A 17000-nucleotide genomic window follows, 5' to 3' on the forward strand; every position below is an offset into this window, starting at 1 on the left:
AGCCGTCACGACCCTGTCGCGCGCTCAAACCAGTTGCGGATGTCCTGGCGGGCATAGTCATCCATCAAAACCGTACTGCCCGGTGGCATGGCATGGCTGACGCCCGATTGCAGGTAGATCGCTTGCGCGGCGCGCGCGACCTGTGCTTCGGTTTCCAGAACCACCGCTTTTGGGGCCCAGTGCAGGCCGGGCCAGAGCGGTTCCTCGGCGTGGCACATGGAACAATGGCCCTGCACCGTCCAATACACATCCTCAAAGCCCGCATCGACCATGAAGCGCGCGGTAGCGGGCGAGAGGCTGGCCACCTCTTCTTCGACATCCTTGGGCTGGCCCATCACCGACAGGATCACCACACCCACGAACAGCACCGCAGTCGCGGCCCATGTCCACCATTTATACCCCTGCCCCATATGCATGGAGTTGAAGAAATGCCGGATCGTGACCCCCATCAGGAACACCAGCCCCGCGATCAGCCAGTTATAGTCGGACGCGAAGGCCAGCGGGTAGTGATTGGACAGCATCAGGAACAGGACGGGCAGCGTCAGGTAGTTGTTATGGGTCGAGCGTTGCTTGGCGATCTTGCCGTATTTCGCATCTGGCGTGCGCCCCGCTTTCAGGTCGGCCACAACGATCTTCTGGTTGGGGATGATGATGAAAAACACATTGCCCGACATGATCGTGGCGGTGAACGCGCCCAGATGCAGCAGCGCCGCGCGCCCTGTGAAAACCTGCGTGTAGCCCCAGGCCATGATGACCAGCAGCACGAACAGGAACACCATCAGGCGGGTGTTATCCTCGCCAAAACGCGATTTGCACAGTTGGTCATAGATCACCCAGCCAAGGCCCAGCGAGGCCACGGAAATCCCCACCGCCTGCCAGACTTGCAAATCCATCTTGTCGAGGTCGATCAGGTAGAATTCCGCGCCAACATAATAGACCAGCACCAACAGCACGAAGCCCGACATCCATGTCCAGTAGCTTTGCCATTTGTGCCAGATCAGGTGGTCGGGCATCTTGTCCGGGGCAATCATGTATTTCTGGATGTGGTAAAATCCGCCGCCATGGACCTGCCATTCCTCGCCCGACGCGCCGGGCGCAAGGCTTGGGGATTTGCGCAACCCCAGATCCAGCGCGATGAAGTAAAAGCTGGACCCGATCCACGCGATGGCGGTGATCACATGCAGCCAGCGCACGGCAAACTCGGCCCATGCGCCGATCACGGCAAGCTCGAACATTTTGGCCCCTTTCCTGAATGAGTTGCGCACAGGCTATACTGGCACGGCGCTTTCTGTTAATTCCATAAAACACCCAGCACTTTCAAATGCAGCCTGAAAATCAACATGGCCTACCTGAGCAACCTACGCATGTTCGTGCGTGTCTATGAATTGGGCAGCATGTCGGCTGCGGCCCGTGACCAGCGTACGTCGCCCGCCGTTGCGTCGTCGCGGGTGGCGGAGCTGGAAAAGCACTTGGGCGCGCGGCTGTTCAACCGCACCACGCGGTCGCTGCAACCCACCTCTAACGGGCGGCTGTTCTACGAGGGCGCGCAACGCGTGCTGGATGCGGTGCAAGATGCCGAAGCGGCGCTGACCCATGCCAGTGCGCAACCGCGCGGCACGCTTTTCGTGGCCGCCCCCCTTGGCCTTGGGCGGCGGCTGATCGCGCCGCATGTGCCCGTGTTCAAAGACGAACACCCGCAGATCGACCTGCGCCTGCGCCTGTCGGACCGCAAGGTGGATGTGACCGCCGAAGGGCTGGATCTGGCTTTTCACCTTGGCACGCTGGAAGATTCGGGGCTGAAAATGCGGGTGCTGGCCGATTGCCCGCGCGTGCTGTGTGCCTCGCCTGACTATGTCGCGCGCCGCGGGATGCCGCGTGACGGGGCGGCACTGGTGGCTGACAGGCACGACTGCCTGACACTGCGCTTTCCCGGTGCCACCGAATTTCAATGGGCGCTACAAACGCCCGACGGGCCGAAACGCTTCAAGATATCCGGGCCGTTCGAGTCGGATGACGGCGATGTGCTGACCGGATGGGCGCTGGACGGGCGCGGGATTATCCTGAAACCGCGCTTCGAGGTGGCCGAGCATCTGGCCAGCGGGGCGCTGGTTCCGGTCGCGACAGATACCCCGCCACTGCCAGCGACGCTTGCCGCGCTGACCCCGCACCGCCGCTTGCGCGACCCGAAGGTGATGTTGTTCGTCGATTTCATCGCAACGCGTATGCGCGCTGCGATGGCCGAGACTTAACCCGCGTCCAAGGCCGCACGTCGTGCCAGAATGGCGACAAGGTCAGTGCGCGACACAACGCCAACCACCCGGCCCGCGTCTATGACCGGGACCGCATGGACCTCTCCATCCGCCATCAGCGGCAAAAGTGCGGCCAGCGGCGTGTCGGGGGCCACGCCTTCGGCACCGGCGCGCAGGATGTCCTGCGCGACTTCCGGCATGGCGCCGCCCTGCCCAAGCAGGCGCGCCATGGCGGCACCGAACCGCCCTTTCAGCACCCCCGCATCGCGTGCGGCCCGCGCAATGAGGTCGATCTGGTGCAACGTGCCCGCATACCGCCCACCATCACCGACCACGGGGATGGTGGTGAACCGGTGTTTCTGAAACAGATCGGCAACCGTGCCCAAGGGCGTATCGGGCGCAACCGTCACAGGGTCGGGCGACATGATATCGCGCGCAGTTAGCGGGCCGGCAAACTGCGCCGCCGCTTCCATTTGTGCCGCCCCGATCAGCCGCGCAAGGTCCGCTGCCCCAAGGTTCGAAGATTGCCGGTACCGTTCAAGAATGGCCGACAACTGCCCTTCTGACAGGCCAAGCCGGGCACTGACACCCTGCACGCCTGGCGCCTGCCCGACCGGCCCGTCATACTGGCGGAACGGGTAAATCCGCCCGGTCAGTCGCGCATAGGCCGCCGCCATCACGACCAAAGACACCGCGCCCAGCCCGATCGGCGTCAGCACGAACCACAAGCCCAGAGGGAAGATTTCTTCGGGGTGCAGAGCCGCCGCCATGGCAACCCCGCCCGCAGGCGGGTGCAAGGCGCGCAGCATCGCCATGGCAAAGGCCGCGCCCGCCACGGCGAGCGCCACGCGCAAGGCGGCGTCCGGCACAACGTAGCACAGCGAAACGCCAATCAGCGCCCCGAGCGTATTGCCGACAATCACCGACCAAGGCTGTGCGAGCGGGCTGTTGGGGATGGCAAAGACCATCACCGCCGAAGCCCCAAAGGGCGCGACCAGATAGAGACCGAATTCCGTGTCGATTTCAGGCGACAGCAGGAACAAACCAAGCAGCCCGACCGCGACCAGGGCACCGAGGCCAGCGCGCAGGGCCTCGAGTAGGCTGACGCGCGCCATGGCCGGACCTAGGGATTTCCACATGTCGATCTGCCCCTGTTCGCCGCTACTGCGCCTGTTCCGTAAGCCCCGCCACCTTGCACCAATGCGCCATCCGGGCGGAGAACACGCCGTCGAATTCATGCTCTGCGGCAAAGGCGCGCGCGCTGTCGCAGGCCAGCACAAGGCGGTCGCGGTCCCGGTCCCACCCCGCAATCAGATCGGCCAGCGCGGCGACATTGCCCAAGGGTGCCAGACCGCCACCGCCGCTACGTTCTTGGACTCCGCGCCACATGCCATTGTCGAACCCCGCCACCGCAAGCCCGCAGCCCATCGCCTCGAGATAGGTGCAAGACGGGTCCGACTGGCGATGACACGACAGGAAAACATCGGCCTGCCTGCGGTTGATCGGAACCAGTTCGCGCACAAAATCCACCGGTGGATGCAGGCGCACGCGGCCATCAAAGCGGGCCAGACCAGCGCCGATCTCGGCCTCCAGACTGCCCGTGCCGTAAATATCCAGCGTGGCCTCTACGCCCAGCGCGGCCAGGCGGTCCATAACCGGCAACAGGTCGCCCGCGCCTTTCATCGGCTCCAGACGTCCCGAATGGATCAGCCGCAACGGCGCGCCGCTGCGCAATCGCTCGGCGCGGGTTGTCATCTCGTCGTCCCGCGCCATCATGTCGCCGCTCAGCCGGTTGTCCAGATACAGATGTGCATCGCGCACCAGCCCGCGATAGACGTCATAGGCCGGATATCCGTTGAACTGCACCGCATCGGCAGCGCGCAGGGCGCGGCGCAACCGGCGTTCCTGCTTCAGGGTCCACAGCGCAGAGCGCAACCGCCGCGCCAGCCCGCGCGTGCGGTCCATCCACAATATACGCAACCGCGTGCCCAGCGTGTATTCCAGCACATAGACAAGTTTGGCATCGACGGCTTTCACCTGTGCCGGAAAGTCCAGAGCTTCATGGTCATCGGCGGCGGCAGCAACAAGGGCCACATCGCGCCCCAGATGCGGGGTGATCGGTGCGCCACGCGGCACAATGGCCAGATCGAACCCCAGTGACCCCGGCGGGCAATGCACCCCGAACGGCAAGGGCAATCCGACATCGCGCAGCACGACCGAAACGGGGCCGGGCCATTCGGCCACATGCCGCTCCATGCCCTGCACGAATTTCGCGTCCAGCCACAGCCCGTCTTCACGCTGCTGCGCGGGGGCGCTGGAATAGATCACTAACCGGTTTGCCATACCTGTCCTTGCACTGTGTCACAGCTATGCGCGGACGGACCGGACCGGTCAAGCAGCTTAGCTGCCGCGATAGGTGGAAAACCCGAAGGGCGACAGCAACAGCGGCACATGGTAATGGCTATCAGGATCGCTTATGCCAAAGCGGATCGGCACCATATCCAGAAACAACGGGTCCGCGCCGGCCTGACCTGAGGCGCGCAAGTAGTCACCCGCGGCAAAGCGCAGCTCATAGGTTCCGGTCGCGAACCGATCTTGCGGCAGGATCGGGCTGTCGGTGCGTCCGTCGGCATTGGTGGTCATGCGTGCCAGCTCGACCGGGGTGTCGCCGTCCAGCCGGTAGAGCACAACCTCCAGCCCGGCAGCGGGTAGCCCGCGCGCGGTGTCCAGAACATGAGTGGTCAGAAATCCGGCCATATCGCCCTCCATTTGTCGGCTTTGCGTGCATCTAGCCGCAAGCCCGTGCAAAACACCAGCGCAGGCTCTTGTGCGCGGCACGCAGGTCTTTCAAGAAATTCGAGAAAGCGGAAATGATTATTCTGCTTTATCACATAATCGCATCACGATCGGAGGCACCCTTTGCAACGCTACCCCCGCAACATGACCGGATATGGCCCAACCCCGCCCAAGGCCGACTGGCCGGCAGGCGCGAAGATCGCGATCTCTCTGGTGTTGAACTACGAGGAAGGCGGCGAAAACTGCCTGCTGCACGGTGATGCCGCGTCCGAAGGGTTTCTGTCCGACATCCCCGGCGCGGCCCCATGGCCGGGAATGCGCCACTGGAACATGGAATCGATCTATGATTACGGAGCGCGCGCGGGGTTCTGGCGGCTGCACCGGCTATTCACGTCCCGCGACCTGCCTGTGACCATCTTTGGCGTGGCCAGCGCTTTGGCCCGCAGTCCTGAACAGGTGGGGGCCATGCAAAGCGCGGGCTGGGAGATTGCGAGCCACGGGCTGAAATGGGTCGAGCATCGCGACATGCCCGAGGAGGAAGAGCGCGCCGCCATTGCCGAGGCCATCCGCCTGCATACCGAAGTGACGGGCGCCGCGCCGCGCGGCTGGTATACCGGGCGTTGCTCAACCAACACCGTGCGGCTGGTGGCCGAAACCGGCGGGTTCGACTGGATTTCGGACACCTATGACGATGACCTGCCGCATTGGATGGAAATTGGCGACCGCGACCAACTGATCCTACCTTATACGCTTGAAGCCAATGACATGCGCTTTGCCACCGCGCCGGGCTGGGTCACGGGCCGCGATTTCGAGGATTACCTCAAAGACGCGTTCGATGTGCTTTATGCCGAAGGTGACGCAGGCGCACCAAAAATGCTGTCTATCGGGCTGCATTGCCGGCTTGTCGGGCGTCCGGGCAAGATCGCGGGGCTGATGCGCTTTCTGGACCATGCCATGGCGCATGATGGCGTGTGGTTCGCTACGCGCGCACAGATCGCGCAGCATTGGGCCACGCATCATCCGCACCAGCGCCACGCGCGCCCCAGCCAGATGGACCGCGAAAGCTTCGTCGCCAAATTCGGCGGCATCTATGAGCATTCCCCTTGGGTCGCCGAAGCCGCGCACGCGTTGGAACTGGGCCCCGCGCATGACAGCGCGGCGGGGCTGGCGCATGCCATGGCGCGCGCGTTTCGCAGGGGCAGTGCCGAGGCCCGGATGCAGGTCTTGCGCGCGCACCCCGACCTTGCGGGCAAGCTCGCCGCTGCCAAGCGCCTGACCGCAGAGTCCACGGCCGAGCAATCAAGCGCCGGGCTTGATGCGCTGACCGATGCCGAACGCGCCAGCTTCCAGAATCTCAACACCGAGTATGTTGCCAAGCATGGCTTTCCCTTCATCATCGCCGTGCGCGACAATACCAAGGACAGCATCCTTTCGGCATTCCAGACCCGCATCGCCAATGACAGCGCGACCGAATTCGCCACTGCCTGCGCGCAGGTGGAACGTATCGCCGCGCTGCGCCTGACGGATATGCTGCCATGACAATTTCATCTTGCCAAAAATACTCATGGCGCAACGGCGGGGGCCGGGCATGATGCAGGTGGTGCGCACTCAGGCCCTGACGGCTACCGCATTCGCCCCTTTCGGCGATGTGCTGGACATTGACGGCGCGCCCGACAAGATCATCAATCAAGGGCTATGCGGGCGCTTCCATGACCGCGCAAAGCTCGATTTCGGGCCGGAGGGCCGCGCGGGGATCTCGATCTTCAATGCAGAGCCGCGCGCCCTGCCCTATGCTCTGAACATGGTAGAGCGCCACCCGGACGGCTCTCAAGCCTTCATCCCTATGCACCAACACCCGTTTCTGGTGGTCGTCGCCCCAGATGCAAACGGCACCCCCGGCACGCCCTTGGCGTTCCTGACCACTGGCGCGCAGGCGATCAATTTTCACCGCAACACATGGCACGGGGTTCTGACACCCCTCGCCACGCCGGGGCTGTTCGCGGTCATAGACCGCATCGGCCCCACCCCGAACCTGGAGGAGCACTGGTTCACCCCCCCGTGGGAGGTGCGCACACCCTAAGCAAAAGACCCGCGAAAACTGGGACACCCGCCTTGGCGGACCAATCCCGCATGTCTTTGGAGGAGGACAGACAATGACAGACAATTCCCTTGGCACGCCTGCGCAGTTGCGCGACGTGGACTATATGCCACCCGTCTACAAGGCGATCCCGCTGGGCGTGCAGCATGTGCTGGCGATGTTCGTGTCGAACGTGACGCCCGCGATCATCGTGGCTGGTGCGGCCGGCTTCGGCTTCGGCTCGAACTCGCCCGATTTCCCGAACCTGATCTACATGTTGCAAATGTCGATGTTCTTTGCCGGCGTCGCCACGCTGTTCCAGACCATCACCCTTGGTCCCATAGGCGCGCGTATGCCCATCGTGCAGGGCACGTCCTTTGCGTTCATCCCCATCATGATCCCGCTGGTGGCGGGCAAAGGCGTCGATGCGATGGCAGCGGTCATGGGCGGCATCCTTGTGGGCGGGCTGTTCCATGCGGCGCTTGGGCCCATCATCGGACGCATCCGCTTCGCGCTGCCGCCCTTGGTCACGGGTCTGGTCGTCACCATGATCGGCCTCGCCTTGGTGCGCGTGGGTGTGCAATACGCCGCCGGTGGCGTCCCGGCAATGGGAACCGAAGCCTTCGGAAACCTGCAAAGCTGGTCGGTCGCGATGGTCGTGATTTTCGTCACCTTGGGTCTGAAATTTTTCACCCGCGGGATGATGGCCATTTCCGCCGTGTTGCTGGGCCTGCTGGCGGGCTACGCGGTGGCCTTCGCGCTTGGCATGGTCAGCTTCGGCAATGTTGGCCGCGCCGCCGTTTTCGCGCTGCCCAACCCCTTGCATTTCGGGCTGGAATTCACCGCCGCCGCGATCATCGGCTTCTGCGCAATGGCCTTCGTCTCTGCGGTGGAAACCGTGGGCGACGTGTCGGGCATTGCCAAGGGGGGCGCGGGGCGCGAAGCGACCGACCGCGAAATCTCTGGCGCGACCTATGCCGATGGTCTGGGCACCGCCGTGTCGGGCCTGTTTGGCGCGCTGCCCAATACCAGCTTCAGCCAGAATGTGGGTCTGATCGCCATGACCGGCGTGATGTCGCGCCATGTCGTGACCTTTGGCGCGGTGCTGCTGATCGTGGCAGGGCTGTTTCCGAAGGTGGGCGCGATCATCTCGACAGTCCCCATCGAAGTACTGGGCGGCGGTGTGATCGTGATGTTCGGCATGGTCGTGGCCGCCGGTATTTCCATGCTGTCGGATGTGCATTGGAACCGCCGCAACATGGTGATCTTCGCGATTTCCCTGTCGCTTGGGTTGGGCCTGCAACTGGAGCCGTCGGCGCTGCAACACCTTCCGGATACTCCGCGCGTTCTGCTGACATCAGGCATCCTGCCCGCCGCCTTTATCGCCATCATACTGAACTTGATCCTGCCCCAAGAGTTGGCAGGGGAAGCGACCGAAGAGGTCTCTGGCGGGATGCATGGGGCGGGCGCGGGTCTGGACCCTGCCGACCGCAAAGGCTGACGCAGACGGGTGGCGCGAGGTGTTTTTCCCGCGCCACCCCTTGACGGCTGGGGGCGGAGGTCTCTTATAGAGTGCAGCTAAACCCATAAAGAAAGACGAGGAAAGCATGGCATTTTCACTTCCCGACCTTCCCTACGCACATGACGCGCTGGCCGATCTGGGCATGAGCGCCGAGACGCTCGAATTTCACCATGACATCCACCACAAGGCCTATGTCGATAACGGCAACAAGCTGATCGCGGGCACCGAGTGGGAAGGAAAGTCGGTCGAAGATATCATCACCGGCACCTACCAGTCGGGCGCAGTTGCGCAATCGGGCATTTTCAACAATGCCAGCCAGCACTGGAACCACGTCCAGTTCTGGGAGATGATGGGTCCAGGCACCGGCGGCATGCCGGGAGAGCTTGAAAAAGCGCTGACCGAAAGCTTCGGCTCTGTCGACAAGTTCAAGGAAGACTTCGCTGCTGCTGGTGCAGGCCAGTTCGGTTCCGGCTGGTGCTGGCTCGTGAAGGACAAGGACGGCTCCTTGCGCGTGACCAAGACCGAAAACGGCGTGAACCCCCTGTGCTTTGGCCAAACCGCGCTTCTGGGTTGCGACGTGTGGGAGCACAGCTACTACATCGACTTCCGCAACAAGCGCCCGGCGTATCTGTCGAACTTCCTCGAAAAGCTGGTGAACTGGGACAACGTCGCCGGTCGGATGTAAGACGCCTCAAGTGTCAGTTTAACAGAAAGGGCGCCCAACTTGGGCGCCCTTTTTTCATGGACTGCCCCTTGGCACGGAACAAGGGCGCAGCCCGCCGCGTCATCGGCGGGCCGTGCGGCGGCCTGCCGATTGGCTGCCACAGGCGCGCAGATCCCATGTCACATGAGCTTGGCTGCCATAAACTGCTTTCGATCATCGGTCGGATCGGCAGTCCCCGGCCCACCGATGGCGCTCTGTCGCATCGTCACCTCAAACACTTGCATCCAATGCAACGCGGCTTTGCATCCCTGTGGCTTGCGCTGCGCCGCAGCATGGCCCATCTTTGGAGCAAGTTAACGCAAACACCGAAAGGAGCCTACAATGACCGCGCTTCTCACCACGCTGCAAACCCGCCTGCAACAACGCGCCGCCTACACGCGCACCAAAGCGGAACTGGAATCCATGCCGCTCGATGTCGCCATCGACCTGGATATCTACAAACCCGATGCCGCAAAACTCGCGGCGCAGGCCGTTTACGGGCGCTGATCCAGCTTTTCCAGTAGCGCCGCCTTGATCGCGGAGGGCACGAATTTCGTGACATCCCCGCCCAACCGCGCGATTTCCTTGACCAGCTTCGATGCAATCGCCTGATGGCGGGCCTCTGCCATCAGGAACACGGTTTCCACGCTGTCATCCATCGCGCGGTTCATGCCGACCATCTGGAACTCATACTCGAAATCCGTGACAGCGCGCAGCCCGCGAATGATGATCGACGCGCCCACTTCGTGCGCGCAATCAATCAGAAGGTTCTCGAACGGGTGAGCGATGATCTCGACACCGGTGCGCGCGGACAACTCGGCAACCTCGGTCTCTATCATCGCCACGCGCTCTTCCAAACTGAATAGCGGCCCCTTGTCGCGGTTGATCGCCACGCCAATCACCAGCCTGTCGACAAGCTGCGCGGCGCGCGTGATGATATCGACATGGCCCAGCGTCAGCGGGTCAAATGTTCCGGGGTAAAGACCGATGCGCATGATGTCCCTCGCGTTTTTCGCCACGCAACAATATTGCGCGGCAAAACGCAACCCTTGGCATCAATAGCCGGCAATCATGCCGGTCAGCGCGTCTTTCTCCAGTTGCAGTTCTGACAGGCGGCCTGCGACCACGTCCCCGATCGAGATCAACGCGATCATGCGACCCGATTCTATCACCGGCAAATGGCGGAAGCGTTTCGCGGTCATGGTCTGCAACACGACATCCGCGTCATCCTCTGGCGCACAGCCGAACACATCACGTGTCATGACCGCGTCGACCGTATCGGCCATGCAGGCAGCCCCCCGCTTGCCCAATTCGCGGACGATGTCGCGCTCCGACAATATCCCCGCCACCGTCGCGCCGTCATCAGAGATGACCACCGCCCCGATCCGCTTTTCCGACAAAAGCTGTGCTGCCTGTTCCAGCGACGTTCCACGCGGCAAGGTGACCACGCCGCTCCCGGCCTTGTTGCGCACGATCTGATTGACAAGCATGGGTTTTCCTCCTCCGCTGGTGGGCCGCGACGCAGCGCGACACCTTGCCGCAGCATCCGCCAGCAAACGGGGGCCTGTCAAGAACCCAAACGGCTTAGGCCGTGGCCGCGCGGATCGCGGTTTCGAATTCGTGCGTCAGCAGGTTTATATCCTCTACCCCCACAGATACCCGGAAAAACCCTTCCGATATGCCAAGTGCGGCGCGTCCCTCGGCCCCAAGTGCTCGGTGCGAGGAACTGGCCGGATGCGACAGCGTCGTCCCGATATCGCCCAAGGTCGGCGCAAACGCGATATTGGGTGCCGCCTGCGTCAGGCGGTTGGCCGCCGCGCGCCCGCCCCCGATCTCGAAACTGACCATATGCCCGCCGCGTGTTCCAAGCAGGGCCACGGCGCGGTTGTGGTCAGGATGGTCGGGGCGTGTCGGGTAAAGCACCCGGCGCACACCCGGCAAACCCGCGATATGATCGGCCAGCGCGCGCGCATTCTCTTCTGCCCGGTCATAGCGCAACTCGAAGGAATACAGACCCCGCTCGGCCAGCCAGCAATCGAACGGGCTGGGGGTAAACCCGACCGTCACGGCGAAATCATAGATCGCCTTGCGATGCGCAGGATCAGCCGCCGCAACATAACCAAGCGTTGCATCCGAATGTCCGGCCAGGATCTTGGTGACCGAATGCAGCACGATATCGGCACCATGCGCGAATGGCTGGTAGCCGCGCGGCGTGGTAAACGTGTTGTCCACCACCACCAGCACCCCGCGCGCCCGCGCCTCTGCCATGATCGCGGCCATATCTGCCACCCGCAGCGTCGGGTTCGACACCACCTCCAGCAGGATCAGCCGCGTCTCGGGCCGGATGGCGGCAATGAACCGCGCCGCGTCGGTCGGGTCGGCCAACGAGGTGGCAACACCCAGACGGGGCAGATCCTCGCGCATCAGCCGCAGTGACCGCCCATAAAGCTGGTCGCCGCCCAGCACATGATCGCCCGCGCGCGTCAGCCCCATCAGCACCGCCGCAACCGCAGCCATCCCGGACCCCAGCACGATCCCGCCATCCGCGCGTTCCAGACTGTCGATCTTGAACGCAAGCACATCGGCATTCGGGTGGCCCTCGCGCGCATAGGTATAGCCCTGCACACGGCCCTCATACTGCGCATCCAGCGTGTCTGGATCGGGCGAGGCATAGACCACCGATGGCTGGATCGGCGTGCCAACGGCGCGCGACGCGCTCTCGGGCCATGCCATCCGCCGCACTAGGCTTTCTTTATCACGCATCCTGCTCTCCATTTTTCATCCTTGCAAAAATATCCCGGGGGAGTCGCGCCGCAGGTGCGACGGGGGCAGCGCCCCCAGCGCGGACGATCCGCGCCGCTGCGCGGCCCCCTCGATGGGGGCCAAGCGGCGCCCCCTTTACCGGTCAGGCGCGCCGAGCAGCCGGGCATGTTCCTGAATGGCGAAACGGTCGGTCATACCCGCCACGTAATCCGCCACAATCCGCGCCAGCGCGGTTTCATCCTTTGCGATATCCATATCCAGACGCCATTCCGGCGGCAACAGGTCCGGCCGCGCCATGAATAGCGGGAACAGATCCTCGACCATCGCCGTCACCTTGCTGCGCATCTCGATCACGCTTGGGGCGCGGTACATGCGGGTGAACAGGAAATGCCGGATCACCTTCAATTCGCGAAACAGCCGGTCGGAAAACCGGATGATGGTCAACCCAAGATCGCGGATATCCTGCGCCGAATGCAGATCGGCAGGCCCCAACCGCGTGCCCGCCACCAGCAGCACATCCTCTACCATCACGCCAAAGACCCGGCGCAGCGCCTCGTGGCGGCGGCGCATCGGCTCCAGCCCCGGATAGCGCTTGTCCACCTCGGCAAAGGCCGGGCCGGTGATCGGCAGTTCCATCAGGTCGTCTTCGGTGAACAGGCCAGAGCGCAACCCGTCATGCAGGTCATGGTGGTTATAGGCAATGTCATCGGCAATCGCTGCCACCTGTGCTTCGGCGCTGGCATAGCCGGACAATTCCAGATCGAAGCCCGCATTGCATTCGGCCAGCGCATAGGGCAGCACCTCGCCTTTCAGCGGGTGGCCGCCCGCATCCGTGACCGGCCCGTTATGCTTGGCGATCCCTTCCAGCGTTTCCCATGTCAGGTTCAGCCCGTCGAAATCGGCGTAATGGCGTTCCAGCCGCGTGACGATCCGCAAGGCCTGGGCATTGTGGTCGAACCCGCCATACGGGGCCATCAATGCGCAAAGCGCATCCTCGCCCGTGTGGCCAAAGGGCGGGTGGCCCAGATCATGCGCCAGCGCGATCGCCTCTGCCAGATCGGTATTCAGGCCCAGTGCCGCAGCTAGGGTGCGGGCGACTTGCGCGACCTCGATCGAATGGGTCAGGCGGGTGCGGTAGTAGTCGCCCTCGTGTTCGATGAACACTTGGGTCTTGTGTTTCAGGCGTCGGAACGCGCTGGAATGGATGATCCGGTCGCGGTCACGCTGAAAGGGTGAGCGAAACGTGCTCATCGCCTCCGGGTAGGCCCGCCCGCGCGAGTCTTCGGGCTGTGTGGCATAGGGTTTGAGCATGATCCCTCCGGTCGGCTTGCCCCGCGCAGGTTCCGCGCTTATATCAGAGTGTAGTTATCAGGAATATGACAGGAAAAGGCGTACCATGTCCTTTGCCATCCCCCCTCGTGTCAGTGACCGGGCCTTTGCCCGCCTCGCCGAGATTGCCGAAGACGCAGGCGAGGTCAAGGCCCTGCGCGTCGCCGTAAATGGCGGCGGATGCTCGGGTTTTCAGTATGATATCGGGTTTGACCAGCCTGCCGATGACGATCTGGTGCTGGAACGCGACGGCCACAAGGTTCTGGTCGATCCGGTCTCGCTGCCATTTCTGGAAAACGCGGTGATCGACTTTTCCGAAGACCTGATCGGCGCACGGTTCGTGATCGACAACCCCAATGCCTCTTCCAGTTGCGGCTGTGGCATAAGTTTCGCCATGTAACGCGTGTGTCACTGGCGAAACTGCAATGTCGCCTTGAACTTTGGCGTCAAGTCTACAAGTCTTGACGCAACAGGGGGATGACATGAAGCCAGAATCGATTACCACGAGTTATCGCCGTTGGGCACCGATTTATGACGCGACCTTCGGGCAGATCACCCATGCCGGTCGCCGTCATGCGACCGAGGTGGCCAACCAGACCGGCGGGGACGTGCTGGAAGTCGGCGTCGGCACAGGGCTCGCGCTGCCCTATTACGCGCCTGGCGTGTCGGTCACGGGCATAGATTTCTCGGAAGATATGCTGGAGCGTGCGCGCGCCAAGGTATCCGAGGAAAACCTGAGCCAAGTACGCGAATTGCGTCAGATGGATGCGCGCAAGTTGGATTTTGCCGATGACAGTTTCGACATCGTGGTCGCGATGCATCTTATTTCTGTCGTGCCGGACCCCGAGCAGGTAATGGCCGAAATGGCGCGCGTCTGCAAACCCGGCGGACAAATTTTGGTGGTGAACCATTTCGCCCGCGAAGAGGGGTGTCTGGCATGGTTTGAGCGCAAATTCGCGCCGTTCGCAGATTATCTGGGGTGGCATTCCAACTTCCCAAAAGATCGCGTGCTTGGGGTAGACGCGTTGAGCTTGGTTGAGGAAAAGCACCTGACCAAGCTGGGCCTGTTCACCTTTTTGCGGATGCAGAAAGCCGCCTAGAGTTGTGGCGGGGCCGGACCCGTTTGCCTATTCGAACGCTCTGACCTCGCCCGATTTCAGGCGCGACCTATAGCTGTTATCCAAGCGTTTCATGATCGGCAGCATTGATGCAGGCCGATTGCGTTCACAACCGATATTACGAACAAAGCCGCATCCGAGAAGTCCAGCACCGAACCAAGGTTCGACTCCGCGCCGACTGAGTCGAAGACGATCATGTCTTTGGCCTTGCCTTCGCCAAAGATGTAGGGCCACCCTTTCATCCCGTTGTAAGGCTTTGCAATCATTTGGAAAATGCAAACAGCAGTGGTGACTGACGGCGCATAAACGGCCCAGACCCACCTGCCGCGGACGCCATGGCACACTCGATGCAACATCGCCCACCGTGGCCACCCCGCCCGCATAATACACAATGTCGGGCCCGCTTTCCGCATTGATCCCGATTTCTGCATGAGAATGACCAGCGCGGTCATGCCTGCGTTGCCATTGGAAAATGCTGCGGATGTGCTGAAAATTGCGCTGGACGGCGCACGGCGGCGGCATGGCTGTGCCAGTTCGCCGCAGGGTGTTTGGCAATGCCCGCCCCCAAGGGCTTGCCCCAGAGGGACCGCTTGACTACACCCATAGCGCAATAGCAAGAGCCGGATTGCCATGACAGACACGACCGCCGCGCGCGATGCGCGGGCCAAATCGAAGAATATCTCGGCCCTGCGCGGTCTTTGGCCCTTCATCCGCCCCTATCGCACCTTGCTGATCGTGGCCATGGTCGCGCTGATCTCGACCGCGGCCATCACGCTGACCCTGCCCTTGGCGGTGCGCCGCGTGGTCGACGGGTTCGAAGCGCGCGAAATGGCAATGCTGAACCAGTATTTCGGTGCGGCGCTTGGGCTTGCAGGGCTTTTGGCCCTTGGCACGGGCCTGCGCTACTACTTCGTCACAAGGCTGGGCGAACGCATCGTGGCCGATATCCGCAAGGCGCTCTTTGCAAAGGTGATCGACCGGTCGCCCGCGTTCTATGAGCGGATCATGACCGGTGAAGTTCTATCACGCCTGACAACCGACACCACGCTGATCCAGTCGGTGATCGGGTCGTCCGTCTCGATCGCGCTGCGCAACGCCCTGATGCTGATCGGCGGGCTGGCGCTGCTGGCACTGACATCGGCCAAGCTGACCGGCTTCGTGCTACTGATGGTGCCGGTCATCATCGTGCCCATCGTGGTCATGGGGCGCAAGCTGCGCACCCTGTCGCGCGAGAACCAGGACTGGATCGCGGCAAGCTCGGGTAACGCCTCGGAAGCGCTGAGCGCGGTGCAAACCGTGCAGGCCAACACAGCAGAAGCGACCAGCCGCGCAGAATTCGATCGCGTGACCGAAATCAGTTTCGACGTGGCACGCAAGCGCATCCTGACCCGCTCGGCCTTGACGGTGGTGGTGATCTTCCTGGTCTTTGCCGGTATTCTGGGCACGCTTTGGGTGGGCGCGCGCGACGTATCGGCGGGCACAATGACACCGGGTGAGCTGGCGCAATTCGTCATCTACGCGGTGATCGTCGCCGGGTCCGTCGGGGCGCTGTCGGAAATCTGGTCGGAGATTCAGCGCGCGGCGGGCGCGACAGAGCGGCTTGTGGAACTGCTGATCGCGGTCGACACCGTTCTTGATCCCGCCGCACCCCGCGCCCTGCCGCGCCCCGCACGGGGCGAGGTGCGGTTCGACAACGTCACCTTCACCTACCCGACCCGCCCTGACGAGCGCGCGCTGAACGGCGTCACGCTTGATGTGCGCCCCGGCGAAACCGTGGCGCTGGTCGGCCCGTCGGGCGCGGGCAAGACGACCATCCTGCAAATGCTGATGCGGTTTTATGACCCGGCGCAGGGCCAGGTGATGATCGACGGGATGGACCTGCGCGACATGGCGCGCACCGATTTCCGGCAGGTCATGGCGCTGGTGCCGCAAGACCCGATGATCTTCGCCACCTCGGCGCTGGAAAATATCCGCTACGGGCGGCCCGGTGCCACGGATGCAGAGGTGAAGGACGCCGCACGCGCCGCCGCCGCCGATCTGTTCATAGAGAAACTGCCCAACGGCTACACCACCGAATTGGGCGAGCGCGGGGTGATGCTGTCGGGCGGGCAACGCCAACGCATCGCCATCGCCCGCGCCATATTGCGCGACGCCCCGATCCTGCTGCTGGACGAGGCGACCTCGGCATTGGATGCCGAATCCGAAGCCGCCGTGCAGCGCGCCGTCGACCACCTGTCGAAAGACCGCACAACCATCGTGATCGCGCACCGTCTGGCCACGGTCAAACAGGCCGACCGGATCGTGGTGTTCGAGGACGGGCAGATCGTGGCACAGGGACGGCATGACGAGCTGGTGTCTGAGGGCGGGCTGTATGCGCGGCTGGCGCGGTTGCAGTTCACGGCGGATCGGGCGGCTTGAGACGAAAAACGACCAACTGTTTGGC

18 protein-coding genes are annotated in these 17000 nt (G+C 63.0%); 9 read left to right on the top strand and 9 right to left on the bottom strand.

All coding sequences use genetic code 11. The features are described from left to right. Positions 1-5 precede the first annotated feature (5 nt). Entirely contained in the window at positions 6-1235 is a 1230-nt protein-coding gene (locus ROE7235_RS02225; protein WP_121093032.1) for a urate hydroxylase PuuD, read from the bottom strand. A 105-nt stretch (positions 1236-1340) separates the two neighbouring features. Here ROE7235_RS02225 and ROE7235_RS02230 point away from each other — a divergent pair, with 105 nt between their 5' ends. Next, entirely contained in the window at positions 1341-2249 is a 909-nt protein-coding gene (locus tag ROE7235_RS02230; RefSeq protein WP_121093033.1) for a LysR family transcriptional regulator, read from the top strand. On the opposite strand, the gene ROE7235_RS02235 is transcribed toward ROE7235_RS02230, so the two are convergent. The 3 genes from ROE7235_RS02235 to uraH are packed head-to-tail and all read right to left on the bottom strand — an operon-like array spanning position 2246 to position 5006. Further along, on the bottom strand, positions 2246-3388 hold the full coding sequence (locus tag ROE7235_RS02235) for an HPP family protein (RefSeq protein ID WP_121093034.1): 1143 nt from the start codon (positions 3386-3388) through the stop codon (positions 2246-2248). The two genes, ROE7235_RS02230 and ROE7235_RS02235, sit on opposite strands and share 4 nt — an antisense overlap. Before the next feature lie 22 nt (positions 3389-3410). Further along, positions 3411-4592: a glycosyltransferase gene (locus ROE7235_RS02240; protein WP_121093035.1), complete on the bottom strand. Its 1182-nt coding sequence runs from the start codon at positions 4590-4592 to the stop codon at positions 3411-3413. A 57-nt stretch (positions 4593-4649) separates the two neighbouring features. Continuing rightward, the gene (gene uraH, locus ROE7235_RS02245; RefSeq protein WP_121093139.1) at positions 4650-5006 is read right to left on the bottom strand and encodes a hydroxyisourate hydrolase; all 357 of its coding nucleotides are present in this window, start codon (positions 5004-5006) and stop codon (positions 4650-4652) included. A gap of 162 nt (positions 5007-5168) precedes the next feature. Between uraH and puuE the strand changes: the two genes are divergently transcribed. From puuE to ROE7235_RS20065, 5 genes are all read left to right on the top strand, one after another. Beyond that, positions 5169-6584: an allantoinase PuuE gene (puuE, locus tag ROE7235_RS02250; RefSeq protein ID WP_121093036.1), complete on the top strand. Its 1416-nt coding sequence runs from the start codon at positions 5169-5171 to the stop codon at positions 6582-6584. A gap of 49 nt (positions 6585-6633) precedes the next feature. Then, positions 6634-7125, top strand: a complete 492-nt coding sequence (locus ROE7235_RS02255) for an ureidoglycolate lyase (protein ID WP_121093140.1) — start codon at positions 6634-6636, stop codon at positions 7123-7125. Positions 7126-7198: 73 nt separating this feature from the next. Continuing rightward, positions 7199-8623, top strand: coding sequence for a uracil-xanthine permease family protein (locus ROE7235_RS02260; protein ID WP_121093037.1), 1425 nt, complete (start codon positions 7199-7201; stop codon positions 8621-8623). Positions 8624-8729: 106 nt separating this feature from the next. After that, positions 8730-9329: a superoxide dismutase gene (locus ROE7235_RS02265; RefSeq protein ID WP_121093038.1), complete on the top strand. Its 600-nt coding sequence runs from the start codon at positions 8730-8732 to the stop codon at positions 9327-9329. Positions 9330-9689: 360 nt separating this feature from the next. Further along, a complete protein-coding gene (locus ROE7235_RS20065; RefSeq protein ID WP_183073277.1) occupies positions 9690-9854 on the top strand; it encodes a hypothetical protein in 165 nt (54 codons plus the stop codon). On the opposite strand, the gene coaD is transcribed toward ROE7235_RS20065, so the two are convergent. The 4 genes from coaD to ROE7235_RS02285 form a co-directional block, all read right to left on the bottom strand. Then, the gene (coaD, locus tag ROE7235_RS02270) at positions 9842-10342 is read right to left on the bottom strand and encodes a pantetheine-phosphate adenylyltransferase (protein ID WP_121093039.1); all 501 of its coding nucleotides are present in this window, start codon (positions 10340-10342) and stop codon (positions 9842-9844) included. The two genes, ROE7235_RS20065 and coaD, sit on opposite strands and share 13 nt — an antisense overlap. 60 nt (positions 10343-10402) lie before the next feature. Continuing rightward, a complete protein-coding gene (locus tag ROE7235_RS02275; RefSeq protein WP_121093040.1) occupies positions 10403-10837 on the bottom strand; it encodes a CBS domain-containing protein in 435 nt (144 codons plus the stop codon). Positions 10838-10931: 94 nt separating this feature from the next. Then, the gene (locus tag ROE7235_RS02280) at positions 10932-12110 is read right to left on the bottom strand and encodes a trans-sulfuration enzyme family protein (RefSeq protein WP_121093041.1); all 1179 of its coding nucleotides are present in this window, start codon (positions 12108-12110) and stop codon (positions 10932-10934) included. Positions 12111-12245: 135 nt separating this feature from the next. Continuing rightward, the gene (locus tag ROE7235_RS02285) at positions 12246-13421 is read right to left on the bottom strand and encodes a deoxyguanosinetriphosphate triphosphohydrolase (protein ID WP_121093042.1); all 1176 of its coding nucleotides are present in this window, start codon (positions 13419-13421) and stop codon (positions 12246-12248) included. Positions 13422-13506: 85 nt separating this feature from the next. Here ROE7235_RS02285 and ROE7235_RS02290 point away from each other — a divergent pair, with 85 nt between their 5' ends. Together ROE7235_RS02290 and ROE7235_RS02295 are read left to right on the top strand one after the other, a co-directional pair. Next, positions 13507-13839 carry a HesB/IscA family protein gene (locus ROE7235_RS02290; RefSeq protein WP_121093043.1) on the top strand — a complete coding sequence of 111 codons (333 nt, stop codon included), beginning with the start codon at positions 13507-13509 and terminating at the stop codon, positions 13837-13839. Between the two features lie 82 nt (positions 13840-13921). Next, entirely contained in the window at positions 13922-14539 is a 618-nt protein-coding gene (locus tag ROE7235_RS02295) for a class I SAM-dependent methyltransferase (protein WP_121093141.1), read from the top strand. Between the two features lie 89 nt (positions 14540-14628). Here the strand turns inward: ROE7235_RS02295 and ROE7235_RS19840 are convergent, their stop codons facing one another. Continuing rightward, on the bottom strand, positions 14629-15009 hold the full coding sequence (locus tag ROE7235_RS19840) for a hypothetical protein (RefSeq protein ID WP_147434155.1): 381 nt from the start codon (positions 15007-15009) through the stop codon (positions 14629-14631). Between the two features lie 178 nt (positions 15010-15187). Here ROE7235_RS19840 and ROE7235_RS02305 point away from each other — a divergent pair, with 178 nt between their 5' ends. After that, a complete protein-coding gene (locus tag ROE7235_RS02305; protein ID WP_121093045.1) occupies positions 15188-16975 on the top strand; it encodes an ABC transporter transmembrane domain-containing protein in 1788 nt (595 codons plus the stop codon). Positions 16976-17000: the final 25 nt, after the last annotated feature.

Source organism: Roseinatronobacter ekhonensis, from assembly GCF_900499075.1.
GTDB lineage: Bacteria > Pseudomonadota > Alphaproteobacteria > Rhodobacterales > Rhodobacteraceae > Roseinatronobacter > Roseinatronobacter ekhonensis.